We start from the raw sequence: 17,776 nt of genomic DNA, 5'->3' as shown, positions 1-17,776 counted from the left end.
TCTCCGCTTAATCGATACATAAAATACTTTGATGATTTATGTGTATGGGAATAGGGGGAGGTTGCAAGATGTCAGAGGTAAAAGATTATGCTAAAGAGGTAAGTGATTGGGTTGATGGAGTGATGGAATATCTTGAGAAGATCGATATCACCGATTCGCCGTTGCTGTCAAATATTGAACGTCTTTCCGGGTTGGCAAAGAATATGGATGAGGAAGAAATGGATTATGAGGATATGGTCCTGATTGAAGAAGAGATGGCTCGGGTCTACGAGGAAATTGAAGAACTCGCTAGAGAATTCAATATACAGGAAAGGCAATCAGTGCCGATTGGGAAGCATACGTTACCGCCATTACCTTATGCCTATGAAGCGTTGGAACCGACGATCTCAAGGGAAATCATGTATCTGCACCATGATAAGCATCATCAAGCATATGTCGATGGTCTGAATAAAGCGGAATTGATGATGAAAAAAGCGAGAGAAACGAATGATTTTTCCTTGTTGAAACATTGGGAAAAGGAAGCAGCCTTTCATGGATCGGGCCATTATCTCCATACGCTGTTCTGGGAAGTGATGATTCCGGGAGGGGGCGGACAGCCAAGGGGGGATTTACTTAAACAGATTGAGAAGGATTTTGGAAGCTTTGCAGCTTTTAAAAGTCATTTTAGTGAGGCTGCCAAACAAGTAGAAGGTGTTGGCTGGGCGATATTAGTCTGGTCTCCGCGTGCGCGGCGGCTAGAAATACTTCAATCGGAATTGCACATGGTTTTGACCCAGTGGGATACGATCCCAATCCTTGTTCTTGATGTATGGGAACATGCTTATTACCTGCAATATAAAAATAATCGGGCAGGCTATGTGGACAAATGGTGGGACGTTGTAAACTGGCCGAAAATAGCCGTAAGGTTCACCGAAGCGAAAAAGCTTATTTGGAAAAAGCAATAACTGATAAAATATAGAAATGTCTTTGGAGAACCAATTACAACTAAACGGGCCGTCAAGGTTCGTTTTTTTTGATTGAAATTTTGAAACAAGAATTTTTTAGGGGAAATATGGGAAAGATATGTAGGAGACCTGAAAATTTTTATTAGAAAGCGACTTATGATTCTCATTTGGATATTATAATTAGATTGAAAAGGAGAGGAAATCATCTCACGAAATAATGAGCATGTGTCTTATTTGAAACCTAGAAATAATATTGGAAATGTGTTGAAAAAGCTAATTTGAAGTGCTATGGGATTTTAAAAATAATTAATTTATATTAATATAAAAACTGTGACCAATTTGTGAACTTAAAAATTATTAAGGTATATTTATTGACTAGTTTCTATTTAATAATTATTATAAACAGGAGCAGATAAAAAAATAGCTATTGGAGGAATTTATTATGTCATTGATCAATAAACAAGTTGAAGATTTTAAAGTACAAGCTTACCATGCAGGAGAATTCAAAGAAGTTACACTTGAAGATGTTAAAGGGAAATGGGCAGTATTCTTTTTCTACCCAGCTGACTTCTCTTTCGTTTGTCCAACTGAATTAGCCGATCTTCAAGATAACTATGAAACATTCAAGGAAATTGGTTGTGAAGTTTACTCAGTTTCAACAGATACTCATTTCAGCCACAAAGGATGGGCTGATGCTACTGATACAATCGGTAAAATCCAATATCCAATGTTAGCTGACCCAGCAAACGTTTTATCCCGTCAATTCGGTGTATTGATTGAAGAAGATGGATTGGCTCTACGTGGAACTTTCATTGTAAATCCAGAAGGACAAATTAAAGCATACGAAGTCAATGATTTAGGAATTGGCCGTAATGCAGAAGAACTTGTAAGAAAAGTTCAAGCTGCACAATTCGTAGCGGAACATGGAGATAAAGTTTGCCCTGCAAAATGGACTCCAGGTGAAGCTACTCTTGAACCAAGCCTAGACCTTGTAGGTAAACTTTAATTTTTAATGGGAGGGCCCATTTCTACAGGTAATGGACATACCCAGCATTGATTACGATTACTGGACAAATCGTCCGACATGATACAATGACAAAAGGCACTTACCTAAAATAAGTGCCTTTTGTTTTTCAAAATAATCAGTTTAGCACGTTATAATCATTCAGCAAGGAGCACAAAAGATGAAAAAAATATATGATTTATTAATTATTGGCGGCGGTCCTGCAGGCCTCTCAGCCGGTGTTTATGCAGGAAGAGCGAAGCTAAAGACGATAATTCTTGAAAAAGGCACTGGCGGCGGTCAAGCTGCAACTACGTCGGAAATAGCCAATTATCCTGGTATCCGTCATATATCGGGTCCTAGGTTAGTTGAAGAAATGAAGCTTCAAAACGAAGATTTTGGCGTTGAGTTCGCCAAAGCTGATGTAACGGGTGTGGATTTCTCCGGTGAGGTGAAAGTCGTTAAAACCCTTGGCGGGGACTACCATGCACGCGCCGTCATCATTGCAACGGGTGCTTCTCCAAGAACACTAGGATTTCCAGGTGAAGAGGAATTCACTGGCCGCGGTGTAGCTTATTGTTCAACATGTGATGGTGAATTCTTTGAAGGGTTGGAAGTTTTCGTTATCGGGGCAGGATATGCAGCCGCTGAAGAAGCGATATTCCTGACACGTTTTGCTACAAAAGTCACAATCATCGCCCGTGAATCAAGCTTCTCGTGTGCCCCGTCCATTGTTGATAAAGTAATGGCAAATGATAAGATTGTAGTGAAATTCAATACGGAAATCCTTGGGGTTCATGGAGACGGGATGATTCAAAGTGCACGTTTCATCAATAACGTTACCAAAGAAGAATTTGAATATAAGGCGAAGGAAGAAGACAATACATTTGGCGTATTCGTTTTCATAGGTTACGAGCCGAAAACAGAGATATTCAAGGGCCATATCGAAATGGATGATGCTGGTTACATTTTAACCGATGATGATATGAAGACTAATGTGAATGGTGTCTATGCGGCGGGCGACCTAAGGCCAAAATCCTTGCGCCAGATTATCACAGCTGTATCCGATGGAGCGATTGCAGCAACGGATGCCGGCAAATATATTGAGGAAGAAAAAGATCGCCTGGGAATCAAGGATGAACCTGAAGTTGAAAAACCGGCGAAAAAAGAACAGGCAGCTGTCCCAGCAGGCAAGAGCGCTTTATTAAGTGATGCGTTACGTGGCCAATTAAAGGGAATCTTCGGTAAGATGGAGAGCGACGTTACTATGGTGTCCATTGTCGATGAAAGTTTGCCAAAATCAATAGAATTGCGAGACTTCCTTTTGGATGTTGCGGAATTAGGAGATAAGCTTCATCTTGAGTTATACAACAAAGGGGAAAATGCGGAAATCGAAGAAAAAATCAATGCGGATAAGTTCCCTGTCGTTGCCCTCTTAAATTCAAATGGTGTATACAGTGGCGTCAAATTCCACGGTGTACCAGGCGGCCATGAGTTGAATTCCTTCATTTTGGCCATCTATAACCTGGCTGGACCTGGTCAAGCATTGGATTCAGCCGTATTGAATTCAATCAAGGGAATCAGTAAAAAAGCGAACATTAAGGTCATGGTTTCATTGTCATGTCACTACTGTCCAGACGTTGTTGTGGGTGCGCAGCGCATAGCGATTGAAAACCCTAACGTTGAAGCTGAAATGGTCGATATAAGCAATTTCCAGGAAATCAAGAAGAAATATAAAGTCATGAGCGTGCCGGCCATGATCATCAATGATGAACAAGTGGTATTCGGAGCTAAGAAAATTGATGAAATCGCTGCACTATTAGTATAATAGAACACTAAATCGATAGGAGTCCCTATCGATTTTTTTTTTGAAAACTTCCCTTGAAAACAGTGGATAACATCAGGGTTTAGATTCTTTTATTCATAACCCTTGTCCCTTTGCATAAACTTGTACAAAAACAAGTAAAGAGACGAGGGGGCACTCATGCGTTTTCTATATAAAGGGTTATCGAGTTTGTGTATCGTCATTCTCCTGTTGTCTTTTATGGCACCTGTACAAAGCGCCTATGCAAATGTATCCGTAAGTGCCCATAGCGCGATTTTAATGGATGAGGATAGCGGAAGGGTCATTTATGAAGTGAATGCTCATGAAAAGAATCGCATAGCAAGCATTACGAAAATAATGACGGCCATCTTGGCTATTGAATCGGGACAGATGGATGAGACAGTGAGGGTGAGCAGCAATGCCTTCGGGACGGAGGGATCTTCCCTTTACTTAAAAGTAGGAGAAAAAATTAAGCTCGAAGATTTGGTTTATGGCTTGATGCTTCGTTCAGGTAATGATGCAGCAGTGGCAATCAGCGAAAAGGTTGGCGGAAGCCTGGATGGATTCGTCTGGATGATGAATCAAAAGGCGGAAGAAATAGGGATGAAGGATACCCATTTTTCAAATCCACATGGTTTGGATAATTCGAAGAACCATTATTCAACCGCCTATGATATGGCCATTCTCACTCGTTATGCCATGCAAAATGAAACGTATGCGAAGATTGCCGGCACAAAGGAACACAGGGCACCTAATTCCACAGAACAATGGGATTATGTATGGAAGAACAAAAATCGCCTACTTACACAATTATATGAGTATTGCACAGGGGGGAAAACAGGGTATACGAAACTAGCAAAACGTACCTTGGTCACGACGGCAACAAAAAACGAGCATGACCTGATTGCTGTGACATTGAATGGTCCGGATGATTGGAATGATCATATTCATATGTACGAATCGGCCTTTAAGGATTATAAGCCAACAGAAATTTTACCCGCAGGCATGGTGGAAAACATGGAAAATAAAATATATAAAGGACATGTCTATATTAAAAATGATTTTTCATACCCACTGACAAACGAAGAGAGAGAATTGGTCAAAGTGAAAATGAAATTGTTGAAGCCCCAGAAGGCTTGGGATGATAAAAGGAAAATCCCGGAAGTTGTCGGCAGAGCATCCATCTATCTTGATGGGAAGAAAATAGGAACTCGGTCAATTTTTTATGGGGAAGCAAAAGAAAGCTTCAAGCAACAATCATTCCAATCTTCATGGGCTGAAGTATTTGAAGCGGTATTGGGAATCGGACGCAATGGTTAATTACATTTGGGTCGGGATGTTCGTGATCGGTATCGTCTTTGGCATGGTTAATGGAACGATGGATCAGGTGAATGAAGCTCTATTTGTCAGCGCAAAGGAAGCGGTCACCCTTTGCCTGGGACTGATGAGCATACTTGTCTTTTGGCTGGGTTTGATGAAAATTGCGGAGGAATCGGGGCTGTTAGATAAACTATCCAACTTGTTCAAGCCGTTCATGAGATGGCTATTCCCTGAAGTGCCTCCTAATCATCCCGCTATGGGGTATATACTTTCCAATATGATGGCAAACACATTCGGGTTGGGGAATGCAGCCACGCCTCTTGGTATAAAAGCCATGGAACAGCTTAAGAAACTAAATGGAGGAAAAGCAACGGTCAGCCGCTCGATGGTCACTTTTTTAGCAATCAATACCTCAAGCGTAACGTTGATTCCAACCACTGTCATTGCGATCCGCATGAACTACGATGCCCACTCCCCGACGGACATCGTATTTCCGACCATAATAGCAACGGCCGTTTCCGCCGTTGGAGGAATCGCGATAGATCGATATTTTTATTACAGGAGAAAGAGGAACGGGAGGGAATAAGGATGTTGCACTGGATGACCACCATTTCAATTTGGATGATACCGGTTTTGATCCTCGGAATATTACTGTATGGCACATTGAAAAGAGTTCCCACCTATGAGACCTTCGTTGAGGGGGGGAAAGAAGGAATCAACATGTCCTTTTCCCTTATTCCTTTCCTGGTAGGGATGCTTGTGGCGATTTCGGTATTTAGGGCATCAGGGGCCTTGGATTTCATTGTACAATCACTAAACCCCTTGCTTTCCTTTCTTCATTTTCCGTCTGAGGTTTTACCCCTTGCGATTATTAGACCAATATCCGGAACAGCGGCTTTAGGAATCACCAGCGACCTGATATCGGTTTATGGACCGGATTCCTTTGTTGGCCGCTTGGCTGCCACGATTCAGGGAAGTACGGATACCACCTTCTATGTATTGACCGTTTATTTTGGAGCCGTCGGAATCAAAAAAATGGGTGATGCCCTTAAGGTCGGCCTTTTGGCAGACTTGATCGGAATCATAGCTGCCGTTATTGTCGTCACACTGGTTTTCGGCATGAATTAAAAGGTAGGGAAATGGACGATTCCATTTCTTTTTTTTTGTCTTTTTTCTTAAAAGCAGCCATCCATTATTAAGGTGTATTCAAACTTTCATCAAAAGAAACATTTTTTTGTATGGAAAAATAAGCTATGTTACACTCATTATGGAAACCAACCCATTTAACCGTCCCATTATTGGTGTAATAATAAAAGAAAAGCTCTTAATCGCGAAAAACCTTTTGTTTTTGCCTCTCAATATGTAATAATTGTATGATTGTGTATGTATAGGCAATAACAAACGAATGATTATACTATGGGGTGAAGATAGATGGAACGATTACAAAAGGTGATAGCACATGCTGGACTGGCTTCCCGCCGTAAAGCAGAAGAGTTGATTTTAGAAGGTAAGGTAAAAGTGAACGGCAAAGTAGTGAAGGAATTAGGTGTGAAAGTGGGGCCTAATGATAAGGTTGAGGTTAATGAAGTCCCGCTTGAAAAAGAAGCTCCGGTTTATTTCCTATTCTATAAACCGCGCGGCGTCATTTCGGCCGTTTCTGATGATAAGAACAGAAAAGTCGTAACGGACTTTTTCCCTTACATCAATGAACGGATTTATCCAGTTGGCCGCTTGGATTACGATACTTCGGGCTTGTTGATTTTAACCAATGACGGGGAATTTGCAAACACGTTAATGCATCCGAAGCATGAAGTGGATAAAGTGTATGTGGCAAAAGTGAAAGGGATGCCTTTGCGTGAAAGTTTGAAAAAGCTGGATAAGGGAATCAAGTTGGAGGATGGCAAGACTGCTCCGGCCAAGACAAGGGTATTGTCTACCGACAAGAAAAAGGAAACGGCCATAGTTGAAATCACAATACATGAAGGCAGGAATAGGCAAGTCCGCCGGATGTTCGAAGCAATTGGCCATCCCGTCATTAAATTGAAGAGGGAGCAATATGGTTTCTTGACCTTGGATGGTTTAACTGCAGGGGATTCCCGGGAGCTGACTCCACATGAAGTTAAATTAATGCGGACTTTAGCAACGACCGAGCCTAAACAGCGGAGAATGTAAGCTAGTATTTTGCCTGTATTGATAGGTTGAAACCACTACCCCTACTCTTCCCCTGGAAGAAATGGGTGGTGGAAAACAACCTGTAAATACCTTTTCCTTCATGAATCGGGAAAGAATGTCACAAAACCTTCAGAAATGCAAATATAAAGGACATGGCGTTAAATGGTATAATGGTAAGGTTAAATTTAGTGTGGCCTTAGGAGGATCTCTATGGATAAAAAGAAGCGACGCCTCATTAGCAGAACCATCATTCTCCTGCTATTAGGTGCAGCTTTAGTGTTTGCCCTTTATACGAACTTCACTAAAGATAAGAATGAAAGCCTGAGAAAAGGATCCGATGCACCCAATTTCGTCTTGACTGATATGGAAGGTAAAGAGCATAAACTTTCAGATTACAAGGGAAAAGGCGTCTTCCTGAACTTTTGGGGTACATATTGCAAGCCGTGTGAATATGAAATGCCTTATATGGAAAATCAATATAAAAACTTTAAAGACCAGGGCGTTGAGATATTGGCCGTTAACGTCGGGGAATCTGACTATGCTGTCAATAATTTCATTACAAAGCATGACCTTACCTTTCCTGTCATGATCGATAAAGGTAGGGAAGTGGAAAATGCTTACCGCGTGGATATATTGCCTGTCTCCTTTTTGGTTGATAAAGAGGGGAAAGTGATAGATATCATCACCGGAGCTTTGACAGAAGAGAGCATCCAAAAGCATATGGAGAGAATTAAACCATAATATTGGGGAGTTTTTGACATGAAAGAAGTAAAATGCGATTGTGGTCATGTAAATCCGTTTGGCACAAAGATATGCGGGAAATGCGGAATGGTGCTTGGTAACGAAAAAGAGAATCAGCTTATTGATATGAGATATGAAGGAAGTGCCAGGCGTTCACAAACATATAAAAAAACGATCATCGATAAAATATGGAATTTCTTTTCTTCCGTTAAGGTCGGGGTGACGCTCATAGTCATTGCTTTGATCGCTTCAGCTATCGGGACGATTTTACCCCAGGAAATGTACATCCCTTCAACCGCGACGCCTGCAGAGCATTATGAACTGGAATATGGCTGGTTTGGAAGGGTGTATTATGAACTCGGGTTTCATAACTTGTATAGTTCATGGTGGTATTTGATTATCATAGGCATGCTGGGCATATCACTATTGATTGCCAGTATCGACCGGTTCTTTCCGTTATATCGATCGTTAAAAAAGCAAGGGGTCACACGTCATGACGGTTTCATGAAACGTCAGCGGATTTATGGGGTGACAAAGCTTGAAGACCACGATATAAACCTTGAAGAAGTAAAGGATAGACTAAAAAGGCAGCGTTATCATATACGAGAGGAAAACGGTCATATACTTGCCGAAAAAGGTCGTTTTTCACGTTGGGGACCCTATGTCAATCATATTGGACTTATCATTTTCTTAATTGGAGCATTATTGCGTTCCGTCCCTGGGATGTATATCGACAAAGTACTTTGGCTGCGTGAAGGCGAGAGGAAAGAAATCCCCGGTACAAATGGTGAATACTATCTTCAGAATAATGAATTTACCTTAGAGGTGTATGACAAAGAGAGTGAAGAAGATAAGCAGTACAGTGCTGCAATTGATAAAACCGGTACGATCGCTAAAACATATCAATCCGATGTTACGCTCTATGAGCGCAAGGGAGAAACCTTACCAGGGGAAAAAGTGGACCTTGATAAGCTTAAAGATTATAAAATCAAAGTCAATGAACCTCTGAAACATGATCATTATGCCCTTTACCAAGTAGACTATAAATTGGATGAGCTCAGTACGATGGCTTTTAATTTGATAAATAAAAAAACCGAAGAGAAATATGGAAGCTTAAAGGTTGATTTGAACAACCCGCAAAAGAAATACGAGTTGAAAGAAGGATATTCCGTTGACTTGATCAGTTACTTCCCTGATTTCGAGTTCGATGAAAAAGGCGAACCTAGAACGATATCGAAGATTCCGAATAATCCAGCATTTATCTTTAAGATGCATACCCCGGATAAGCCAGAGGGTGAAGTCAGTTTCGTAGCGATTAAGGAGACTGTGGAGCCTTTAGGGGAAAACACTTATAAAATGGCTTTTAATGGTGTGGAAACCCAAGATGTCACGGCTTTGACCGTCAGGAAGGATTTAACCCTTTGGATCTTATTCACGGGTGGAATCATCTTCATGATCGGCGTTGTCCAAGGGTCTTATTGGAATCATCGGCGTATATGGATCAAGAGGAAAGATGATGAGATACTTTTGGCCGGCCATACAAACAAAAACTGGCACGGCATTAAAAGAGATATAAAACAAGCGATAGAATCAACATCACTTTCCGAACCAATGGATCAACTTGAAGAGGAGAAATCTTCTAGTAAGGGGGAAGTTTTAAATGGCTGAATTAAGCAGTAACCTTTTATATGCAGCTTTCATTTTATATCTGATCGCTACCTTTTTATTCGGGGGATCGATCAAGGATAAACGCGGTGCGGAGGAAAAGAAACAAAACAAATGGGCAAAACTGGGCATTTTCGTCACCATTATCGGGTTTGCGGCGCAAATTGGGTATTTCATCACTAGATGGATTGCTGCCGGGCATGCCCCGGTAAGTAACCTGTTTGAATTTACGACCTTTTTCGGAATGATGCTGGTCGGTGCTTTCATATTAATTTATTTTCTTTATAAAACACCTGCCCTTGGGCTATTCGCTTTACCGATAGCATTATTGATAATCGCTTATGCAAGTATGTTCCCTACAGAAATTTCGCCACTCATCCCTGCTTTGCAGAGTGATTGGCTCCATATTCATGTAACGACTGCAGCGGCAGGACAGTCAATCCTTGCCATAAGTTTCGTTACTGCCATCATTTATTTAATCAAGTTCGTTGATCAGACACAATCAAGCAAAAGAACGTTCTGGCTTGAAGTCATCATGTTCACATTAGTCTGCACCATCGGTTTCGTCATCATCACTTCTTCTTTTGCTGCCATGGATTATAAGGCGAATTTTGATTGGGTCGATAAAAAAGGTGCCGAAGTCAAACAGGAATTCAACCTGCCGGCATTGGTAGGTCCCAATGAAGGGAAACTCATCGAGACGGATCGATTTGAACCGTTGGTGGACATGCCTGCACTGATCAATGCCAAGAAACTGAATACTGTTCTTTGGTCATTCGGCATGGGACTCGTCCTGTATGGTTTAATAAGGTTGATTGCTCGCAAAAGAGTGGCAGCTTTGATTAAACCGATCGTTAAAAATGTGAATTTGAATTTATTGGACGAGATTAGTTATCGTTCGGTCCTTATCGGTTTTCCGATCTTTACACTCGGTGCCCTCATTTTTGCAATGATCTGGGCCCAAGTGGCCTGGACACGATTCTGGGGCTGGGATCCGAAAGAGGTCTGGGCATTGGTTACTTGGTTGTTTTATGCGGCTTTCTTGCATCTGCGGATGTCAAAGGGCTGGCAAGGGGAAAAATCGGCTTGGCTTGCCGTCATCGGTTTTGCCATCATCATGTTTAACCTGATTTTCGTCAATCTTGTTATTGCTGGTTTGCATTCATATGCTTGATTCTGTATTGTAATGTTTAGATGAAGGGGGTCTTTTGATAGAAACGTCGAGAGTTGGCTTATCGATTTTTCTAGAAAATGATCCCTTTTTCTGTAAATCCCATTCAATGGGAATATTTCGGTGAAATAGCAATTATCCATTCTTGATGGGCGGTCGGAGTCTTTTTTGTGACAAAATGGTGAAAGGTTCATGGAAGCCTTGTGAAATCGGTTCTTTATCGTACGATGTAAGGAGAAAGTATTAGTCATGGAAGTATTCATTTTGTAGAATATATGATAGGAGGCTGATTACATAATGTATAACGCTATTAAAATTCTCGTGGTGGATGATGAGGAAAGAATCCGCCGGCTGCTAAAGATGTATTTGGAAAGGGAAGAATACATAATCGATGAAGCTGAAAATGGAGATATGGCTTTAACAAAAGCCCTTGAAAATGATTATGATTTAATTTTATTGGATATTATGATGCCTGGGAAAGATGGAATCGAAGTTTGCCGTGAATTAAGGGAAAAGAAAACGACTCCAATTATCATGCTGACGGCTAAAGGGGAAGAAGTGAACCGTGTTCAAGGATTCGAAGTGGGGACTGATGATTATATCGTAAAGCCGTTCAGTCCCCGTGAAGTCGTGTTAAGGGTTAAAGCTTTATTGCGTCGCTCTTCAAGCACAGGTTACATGCAGACGGAAACGACGGCAAAAGATGTGATCGTCTTCTCGCATCTAACAATAGATAATGATGCCCACCGTGTACTTGCTGATAACAAAGAGGTTTCATTAACACCGAAAGAATATGAATTGTTATATTTCTTGGCGAAATCCCCAGATAAGGTTTTTGACCGGGAGCAATTGTTAAAAGAAGTATGGCACTATGAATTCTTTGGAGATCTTCGAACTGTAGACACGCATGTTAAACGCTTGCGTGAAAAATTAAACCGCATATCCGAAAACGCAGCCAAGATGATTGTGACCGTTTGGGGTGTAGGTTACAAGTTCGAAGTCATTAATGACTGATGCTATGGGGCAGTGTTGTAGGGAAGCTATGGGCAACGATCCTATTGCTCGTGTCGTTTGTATTAATTGTTTTAACCGTTCTGCTGGTCGAATTCTTTGAGAATTTCCAAATTGAAAATATTGAAAATGATTTAACCAAAACGGCTGAACAAATCATTAAGGTGACCAATGAACATCAGGGATCCAGCAATGAGGTATTACAAATAGCTTCGGAATTAATAGGCAATGAAACGAAAATGATCATTCTTAATGATGACAAAATGGTATTCTCATCCATCGGTGGAGATAATGAGTTTGAAATCACGCCGGAACTCATTAAAAATGACCCCGAATTGATCAAGGTTTTTACGGAAAGAAAGACTGTAAAAAAGGAAATGGCGCTATCGGATGATGCGGGAAACGAGGGCTTATCCGCAATCGTGGTAGGCATTCCGCTTGAATTGAATGGGGAACAGGATGAAGTGTTCCTATTTCAATCGTTGGAGTCCATGGAAGAAACCACAAAATCCACTACACAGTTCATTTTATTGGCAGCAGGCATCGCCATTATTTTGACAACGATTTTTGCTTTCTTTTTATCTACAAGAATCAATGCTCCATTGGTGAAGATGAGGGAAGCCGCCCTAGCGATTGCCCGGGGGAAATTTGATACAAAGGTTCCAATACTGACTCAAGATGAAATCGGTGAGCTGGCCATAGCGTTTAATCAGATGAGAAAGCAACTGAAATTCAACATGAATGCACTTAGTCAGGAAAAGGAACATCTCTCCAGCATTCTTAGCAGTATGGCAGATGGGGTCATCACCTTCAATAAAGACGGCACAATTCTTGAAACGAATCCGCCAGCGGAAAGGTTTCTGCAATCCTGGTATTTTGAAAAGGGCTATAACCGGGAAGATAATGTGAATGTCCCTTTGGTTTTGATGAATCTTTTTGATGAATCTGAGTCCTTCGATAAGGAACAAGTCGGTGAAATTACCTTGCAGGGCCGTAATTGGGGATTGATTGTCAGTCCGCTATATACAAATGGCGACAATATACGGGGAGCGGTGGCCATCATAAGGGATATGAGTGATGAAAGACGTATGGACAAACTCAGGACTGATTTCATAGCGAATGTCTCCCATGAGTTAAGGACCCCGATTTCAATGTTGCAAGGATATAGTGAAGCGATTGTAGATGACATTGCGGGCAGTGAAGAGGAAAAGGTGGAAATGGCCCGCATCATCTATGATGAATCTTTAAGAATGGGACGTTTAGTCAATGATCTACTCGATCTAGCTAAATTGGAATCGGGTAAAATGAATCTTAGCTATGAATGTGTACCCGTTTCTCCATATTTAAAGAGGATTACAAGTAAGTTTTCTGGGCTGGCTAAAGAAAAAGGGATTACAATATCTGCCAGCCTGCAAGACAATAAGATTCAATGGCATTTCGATCCGGACCGTATTGAACAGGTTTTGACCAATTTAATTGATAATGCGATTCGTCATACTCCCCCAGGCGGTAACATTGATGTCATTCAGAGGACAAGTGATCGAAGGGGACTGATCATTGATGTGAGGGACTCTGGATCTGGAATTCCCGAAGAGGATCTGCCTTTTGTATTCGAGAGGTTTTATAAAGCGGATAAAGCAAGGACCCGCGGCCGTTCGGGTACCGGATTGGGTTTGGCAATCGTAAAAAATATAATCAATGCCCATGATGGGTACATTTCGGTAAACAGTTTACCTAATAAAGGGACGACATTCAGTATCATTTTGCCTCGAATTATGGAAAACGCTGAATGAATGACAGGTGGATCGCCAGATAATCTTGTTTCATAAAGAACTGCGAAGACAAAGGCAATTGGATTTCTTTCCAACTTGTCTTTGTTTTTTTAGGACACAAAATAAGAAGTACCTGATATGTGGAAATTAACGGAATTTTATAATAAGATTAAAGCCGAAGTATGTAACTTTTGTTTAGGATTGACGACTATATTTATGAACGGATGTGGGGAAATGATGGATTCCGTTTTCCACGATCTTTATGAAAAATATCATCAGGAAATATATCAATTCATTTTCTATATGACTAAAAATCGAGAAACCGCCGAAGACCTTGTTCAGGAGGTCTATATCCGGGTGATGAAGGCCTATGAACGCTTCGAAGGAAAAAGCAGTGAAAAAACGTGGATGTATTCGATTGCCAGAAATGTGACGATTGATCACTTTCGGAAACAAAAAGGTTGGAAAGACAAAATCTTTCCTAATTTTGATTGGGATAGGCAATTGCTGAAAGATGAAGAGCCCATTCCCGAGGAAGTGGCTATCAAGAACGATGAAATCCAAGATATTTACCAATGCTTAAACCGGTGTACCACGAATCAAAGATCCGTGATCATTTTACGATATATTCAGGGATTGTCCATTACGGAAACTTCTGAAGTATTGAATTGGAGTGAAAGTAAGGTAAAAACGACCCAGCACCGAGCTTTGAAGGCCATTAAAAAGTTGATGGAAGATTTATCAGGAAAGGAGGGCCACCGCATTGAGGAGATCCCGTTGGAAAGAAAGCGAAATTGAAGACATGCTGCGCGAGCTTCCGACATTAAAAGATGACCGGACCAAGGCAGAGGTGTATGCGAGAATACATGATAAAAAGAAAAAGAAGAAGAAACACTGGATACCTCTGTTCGCGGGTGTTGCCTCCTTATTCTTAATGGTTGTTTTGGCATCATCGTTCATTATTGAAAAAAAAGGAACGACAAGTCGAGAAGACAGCGGCAGCAGTGGGAAATTATCTCTATCTGAAAGTAAGGAAATGGCAGATCTTGAACGGAAGGATTCAAGTAACCAAGAAAAGCCCTCAGAAGATAAACAGGAAGCTCAAGAGTTTTCGAGTAACCAAGCGAAAATCGAATCCAAGGACAAGTTTTCAGAAATGGAACCGCGAAAAGGGGAAAAGGAAAAAACATTTGAACAAGCGATCTACCAGGATGACCTTAAAAATGCCTCGATCATTACGATGGGTGTCCCGGATGATCAAATGAATTTCATCGTTCCCATTTCAATTAAACTTAAACATCATGATGAAAGTGATACACTGAATCAGTTAGTTAATCAAATGTCCGATATTGATGAAGCGCAATATGGGCTATCTGACTATTTTCCGCTTGATATAAAGATTAGCCAAGGAAACGATATAAACACTGCCCATATCGATTTTCCAGAAAAAAGCCGACTGTTGGCTGAAGATACACTTTTTCTCCATTCGATGGAAGAAACGCTTTCCTATAACAATATAGAGAAAATGACATTTTCCACAGAAGGTAAGCAAGGTGCCAGGTTTGCGCATGCGGGATATTTAAAGGAGGTGGATATACCTCATCAAAAAAAACGCACATACCTTCTTTATCAAAGGGATGAGTCATCTCCAAGTTTCCTTGTTCCAAGCAATATGGGTTATCGGGACTTTGAGGAGGCGCTTCAAGCCGGAAAAGGGGAGGCGGACATCGAGGGAATTTCACCTGCAATCCCCCATGACCTGAAATGGGAAAGGATAAGCACTAATGGAAATCTTGTGACTATTCACCTATCAGATCAAGCTGTTATTGAAAATAGTGAGGAAACCCTTCAAGCTTTAGAAGCCATACTCTTCATAGCTAAGGATTTTGGTTTTGAAAAAGTGAAGTTTGAAAATGCTCCTATTGAAGAGGTGGGAAAGCTGAATTTAACTGAAGACATAATGGTGCCCGAAGCACCGAACCAAGTGAATTGAATGCATTAACAGAAAAAAAGTGCCCGCGCTGCGGGCACTTTTTTCTTCTTATAATGAAATACGGGCCAAGAACGTAATTTCTTCTGTTTCCATTAAAAACTGTTTCATGTTGTCTTCTAATGGTAAATCGAAGCTCAAAACCATGATGGCTTCACCGCCAGCTTCTTTTCGGCCAACCTGCATGGTGGCGATATTCACTCCGTGATCACCCAGGACCTTACCTACGTTACCGATTACACCGGGTTTATCGGTATGCTGGATATAAAGTAAATTCGATTCTGGGTGAAAGTCGATTTTGAAACCATTCAAACTTACAATTCGAGAACCGTAATTTTCGATATAGGTCCCACTTATTGTTAATTCTCGGTTGTCACCTTTTACTTTAAGGCTGATCAAATTCGAGTAACCTAATGAGTCCGTAGAGATTTTTTCACCAATGGTTATGCCACGCTCTTTTGCGATCAACAAGGCATTCACTTCATTGACTGATGCATCGACTCTTGATCTTAAAAAGCCGGAGATTAAACTTTTTGTAAGAATCGCGGTATCGAAATCCAAAGATTCTCCTGCATATGTAACGGAGATTTCCTGAATTCCTTCATTCATGCACTGGGAAGCAATCGATCCCATTTGCTGAACAAGTTGATGGAATGGCTGTACCTTTTCAAACACTTCTTTAGATATGGCTGGAAGGTTGATTGAGCTTGAGACTGGATTTCCTTCGAAATAGGTCAAAACTTCTTGGGCAACCTGTACGGCGACATTCAATTGGGCTTCTTTCGTGGAAGCGCCTAGATGCGGTGTAGCAATGACGCTGTCCAGTTCCAGCAGTTTATGGCCAAGTGGAGGTTCTTCGACGAAAACGTCCAGTGCCGCCCCTGCAACATGCCCTTGAACTAACATTTCATATAAATCATCTTCGTCTAGAATTCCACCACGGGCGCAGTTCAGTACATAAACCCCTTTTTTACAGGTAAGCAGTTTTTCTTTATTAATTAATCCTCTAGTTTCATTCGTTAGTGGTGTATGAACAGTAATGATGTCTGCTTTAGGAAGCAATTCATCCAATGGCAGGGCCGTTACGGACATTTTCTTTGCACGATCTACAGTCAGGAACGGGTCATAGACAATGACATCCATGCCAAACACTTTAGCACGTTTGGCAAGTTCCCCTCCGATGCGTCCAAAGCCAACTATGCCTAATGTTTTTCCACGAAGTTCAGTTCCCGTATATGAAGAACGTTTCCACTCCCCATTTTTCAATGAAGCATAAGCTTGCGGAATGTGGCGCATTAATGAAGCCATCATCGCGAATGTATGTTCAGCTGTTGAAATGGTGTTGCCGTCAGGTGCATTAACCACGACAATCCCGCGTTTTGTCGCTGCGGGGATGTCTATGTTATCAACACCGACACCAGCGCGGGCTATAATTTTCAACTGCGGCATACGGTTCATTAAATCTTCCGAAACCTTTGTTGCACTTCTCACAAGAATTGCATCGATCTGATCAAGTTCGTTTGCAGCTTCCTCTACGGTCTTCTGAGTGAGCTGAATATTGGATGCTTCTGAAAGCGGTCCAAGTCCTTCTGGTTTAATGGCGTCTGCTACTAAAATCCGATACACGTCTAAACACCTTCCTAAGGAAAAAAGTTATCTTAAATTTCAGTTAATTTTACAATTGAAATGCTGATAATGTCAATTTGGCATATCTGAATGAAAGCGCTTAAACAAATGATTTTCAACTGATCATCCGTTTAAGGTGGCGATATAAATAGCTTCGCTCCTTTTGCGAAAAATTTTCGAATTGCCATATTGTAAATCCGCTGTTTGTTTTAAGCCGTTCACTGCGACAATCGATATTCATCCTACATGCATCAAATGAGAAAAAATGCTATCAAAAAAAAGGCATTTCAGATATAATGGGAAGTATAAAAAATTTTATAGGTCTATCTTCGGGGCGGGGCGCAATTCCCCACCGGCGGTGATGAAGGAATTTCTACTTCTAAGCCCGCGAGCCTTACAAGGCAGGATTTGGTGTGATTCCAAAGCCGACAGTATAGTCTGGATGGGAGAAGATGGAGGTTCCTTAGTGCGTTTCAACAGTTATTTGCTGAACGTTTGTTTGATGTAACCTTTAATTTATCCCTTTAATTCCATTG

15 protein-coding genes and 1 riboswitch are annotated in these 17,776 nt (G+C 41.2%); of the genes, 14 read left to right on the top strand and 1 reads right to left on the bottom strand.

The window, feature by feature from the left end:
• Nucleotides 1-68: 68 nt before the first annotated feature.
• From AC0VX1_RS16645 to AC0VX1_RS16580, 14 genes are all read left to right on the top strand, one after another.
• Nucleotides 69-944, top strand: a complete 876-nt coding sequence (locus tag AC0VX1_RS16645; RefSeq protein ID WP_057278753.1) for a superoxide dismutase — start codon at nucleotides 69-71, stop codon at nucleotides 942-944.
• 442 nt (nucleotides 945-1,386) lie between these two features.
• Nucleotides 1,387-1,950 carry an alkyl hydroperoxide reductase subunit C gene (gene ahpC, locus AC0VX1_RS16640; protein WP_057217417.1) on the top strand — a complete coding sequence of 188 codons (564 nt, stop codon included), beginning with the start codon at nucleotides 1,387-1,389 and terminating at the stop codon, nucleotides 1,948-1,950.
• A gap of 178 nt (nucleotides 1,951-2,128) precedes the next feature.
• Nucleotides 2,129-3,775 carry an FAD-dependent oxidoreductase gene (locus AC0VX1_RS16635; RefSeq protein ID WP_475468006.1) on the top strand — a complete coding sequence of 549 codons (1,647 nt, stop codon included), beginning with the start codon at nucleotides 2,129-2,131 and terminating at the stop codon, nucleotides 3,773-3,775.
• A gap of 156 nt (nucleotides 3,776-3,931) precedes the next feature.
• Nucleotides 3,932-5,092 (top strand): D-alanyl-D-alanine carboxypeptidase family protein, encoded by a 1,161-nt coding sequence (locus AC0VX1_RS16630; RefSeq protein ID WP_413000863.1) that lies wholly within the window; start codon nucleotides 3,932-3,934, stop codon nucleotides 5,090-5,092.
• Nucleotides 5,085-5,678: a nucleoside recognition domain-containing protein gene (locus tag AC0VX1_RS16625; protein ID WP_413022823.1), complete on the top strand. Its 594-nt coding sequence runs from the start codon at nucleotides 5,085-5,087 to the stop codon at nucleotides 5,676-5,678. Before AC0VX1_RS16630 ends, AC0VX1_RS16625 begins: the two co-directional genes overlap by 8 nt.
• A 2-nt stretch (nucleotides 5,679-5,680) precedes the next feature.
• Nucleotides 5,681-6,220: a spore maturation protein gene (locus tag AC0VX1_RS16620; RefSeq protein ID WP_239858453.1), complete on the top strand. Its 540-nt coding sequence runs from the start codon at nucleotides 5,681-5,683 to the stop codon at nucleotides 6,218-6,220.
• A 303-nt stretch (nucleotides 6,221-6,523) separates the two neighbouring features.
• Nucleotides 6,524-7,264: a 23S rRNA pseudouridine(2605) synthase RluB gene (rluB, locus tag AC0VX1_RS16615; protein ID WP_034308106.1), complete on the top strand. Its 741-nt coding sequence runs from the start codon at nucleotides 6,524-6,526 to the stop codon at nucleotides 7,262-7,264.
• Nucleotides 7,265-7,474: 210 nt separating this feature from the next.
• Nucleotides 7,475-8,005 (top strand): thiol-disulfide oxidoreductase ResA, encoded by a 531-nt coding sequence (resA, locus tag AC0VX1_RS16610; RefSeq protein WP_034308103.1) that lies wholly within the window; start codon nucleotides 7,475-7,477, stop codon nucleotides 8,003-8,005.
• An 18-nt stretch (nucleotides 8,006-8,023) separates the two neighbouring features.
• The gene (gene resB / locus AC0VX1_RS16605) at nucleotides 8,024-9,673 is read left to right on the top strand and encodes a cytochrome c biogenesis protein ResB (protein ID WP_098865317.1); all 1,650 of its coding nucleotides are present in this window, start codon (nucleotides 8,024-8,026) and stop codon (nucleotides 9,671-9,673) included.
• Nucleotides 9,666-10,844 carry a c-type cytochrome biogenesis protein CcsB gene (ccsB, locus tag AC0VX1_RS16600; RefSeq protein ID WP_034308099.1) on the top strand — a complete coding sequence of 393 codons (1,179 nt, stop codon included), beginning with the start codon at nucleotides 9,666-9,668 and terminating at the stop codon, nucleotides 10,842-10,844. The genes resB and ccsB overlap by 8 nt, the downstream gene beginning before the upstream one ends.
• Nucleotides 10,845-11,138: 294 nt before the next feature.
• Nucleotides 11,139-11,855 (top strand): response regulator, encoded by a 717-nt coding sequence (locus AC0VX1_RS16595; protein WP_034308096.1) that lies wholly within the window; start codon nucleotides 11,139-11,141, stop codon nucleotides 11,853-11,855.
• Nucleotides 11,852-13,645, top strand: a complete 1,794-nt coding sequence (locus AC0VX1_RS16590; protein ID WP_475471812.1) for an ATP-binding protein — start codon at nucleotides 11,852-11,854, stop codon at nucleotides 13,643-13,645. Before AC0VX1_RS16595 ends, AC0VX1_RS16590 begins: the two co-directional genes overlap by 4 nt.
• Nucleotides 13,646-13,861: 216 nt before the next feature.
• Nucleotides 13,862-14,422 carry an RNA polymerase sigma factor SigX gene (gene sigX, locus AC0VX1_RS16585; RefSeq protein WP_053537311.1) on the top strand — a complete coding sequence of 187 codons (561 nt, stop codon included), beginning with the start codon at nucleotides 13,862-13,864 and terminating at the stop codon, nucleotides 14,420-14,422.
• Nucleotides 14,388-15,617 (top strand): GerMN domain-containing protein, encoded by a 1,230-nt coding sequence (locus AC0VX1_RS16580; RefSeq protein ID WP_475468002.1) that lies wholly within the window; start codon nucleotides 14,388-14,390, stop codon nucleotides 15,615-15,617. Before sigX ends, AC0VX1_RS16580 begins: the two co-directional genes overlap by 35 nt.
• Before the next feature lie 48 nt (nucleotides 15,618-15,665).
• On the opposite strand, the gene serA is transcribed toward AC0VX1_RS16580, so the two are convergent.
• Nucleotides 15,666-17,240: a phosphoglycerate dehydrogenase gene (gene serA / locus AC0VX1_RS16575; protein ID WP_475468000.1), complete on the bottom strand. Its 1,575-nt coding sequence runs from the start codon at nucleotides 17,238-17,240 to the stop codon at nucleotides 15,666-15,668.
• Between the two features lie 321 nt (nucleotides 17,241-17,561).
• A riboswitch (FMN riboswitch) is annotated at nucleotides 17,562-17,698 on the top strand.
• The last annotated feature ends 78 nt before the right edge of the window (nucleotides 17,699-17,776 follow it).

The sequence above is a fragment of the Peribacillus sp. QJM3NY_7 genome (assembly GCF_056173225.1).
This window is presented reverse-complemented; position numbering and strand designations above follow the sequence as displayed.

Excerpts from the sequence above, each read along its gene's own strand:
- AC0VX1_RS16625 (WP_413022823.1), top strand. The coding sequence starts at position 5,085 with ATGGTTAATTACATTTGGGTCGGGATGTTCGTGATCGGTATCGTCTTT.
- resA (WP_034308103.1), top strand. The coding sequence starts at position 7,475 with ATGGATAAAAAGAAGCGACGCCTCATTAGCAGAACCATCATTCTCCTG.
- AC0VX1_RS16645 (WP_057278753.1), top strand. The coding sequence starts at position 69 with ATGTCAGAGGTAAAAGATTATGCTAAAGAGGTAAGTGATTGGGTTGAT.
- AC0VX1_RS16635 (WP_475468006.1), top strand. The coding sequence starts at position 2,129 with ATGAAAAAAATATATGATTTATTAATTATTGGCGGCGGTCCTGCAGGC.
- resB (WP_098865317.1), top strand. The coding sequence starts at position 8,024 with ATGAAAGAAGTAAAATGCGATTGTGGTCATGTAAATCCGTTTGGCACA.
- AC0VX1_RS16595 (WP_034308096.1), top strand. The coding sequence starts at position 11,139 with ATGTATAACGCTATTAAAATTCTCGTGGTGGATGATGAGGAAAGAATC.
- ahpC (WP_057217417.1), top strand. The coding sequence starts at position 1,387 with ATGTCATTGATCAATAAACAAGTTGAAGATTTTAAAGTACAAGCTTAC.
- AC0VX1_RS16630 (WP_413000863.1), top strand. The coding sequence starts at position 3,932 with ATGCGTTTTCTATATAAAGGGTTATCGAGTTTGTGTATCGTCATTCTC.
- sigX (WP_053537311.1), top strand. The coding sequence starts at position 13,862 with ATGGATTCCGTTTTCCACGATCTTTATGAAAAATATCATCAGGAAATA.
- ccsB (WP_034308099.1), top strand. The coding sequence starts at position 9,666 with ATGGCTGAATTAAGCAGTAACCTTTTATATGCAGCTTTCATTTTATAT.
- rluB (WP_034308106.1), top strand. The coding sequence starts at position 6,524 with ATGGAACGATTACAAAAGGTGATAGCACATGCTGGACTGGCTTCCCGC.
- AC0VX1_RS16620 (WP_239858453.1), top strand. The coding sequence starts at position 5,681 with ATGTTGCACTGGATGACCACCATTTCAATTTGGATGATACCGGTTTTG.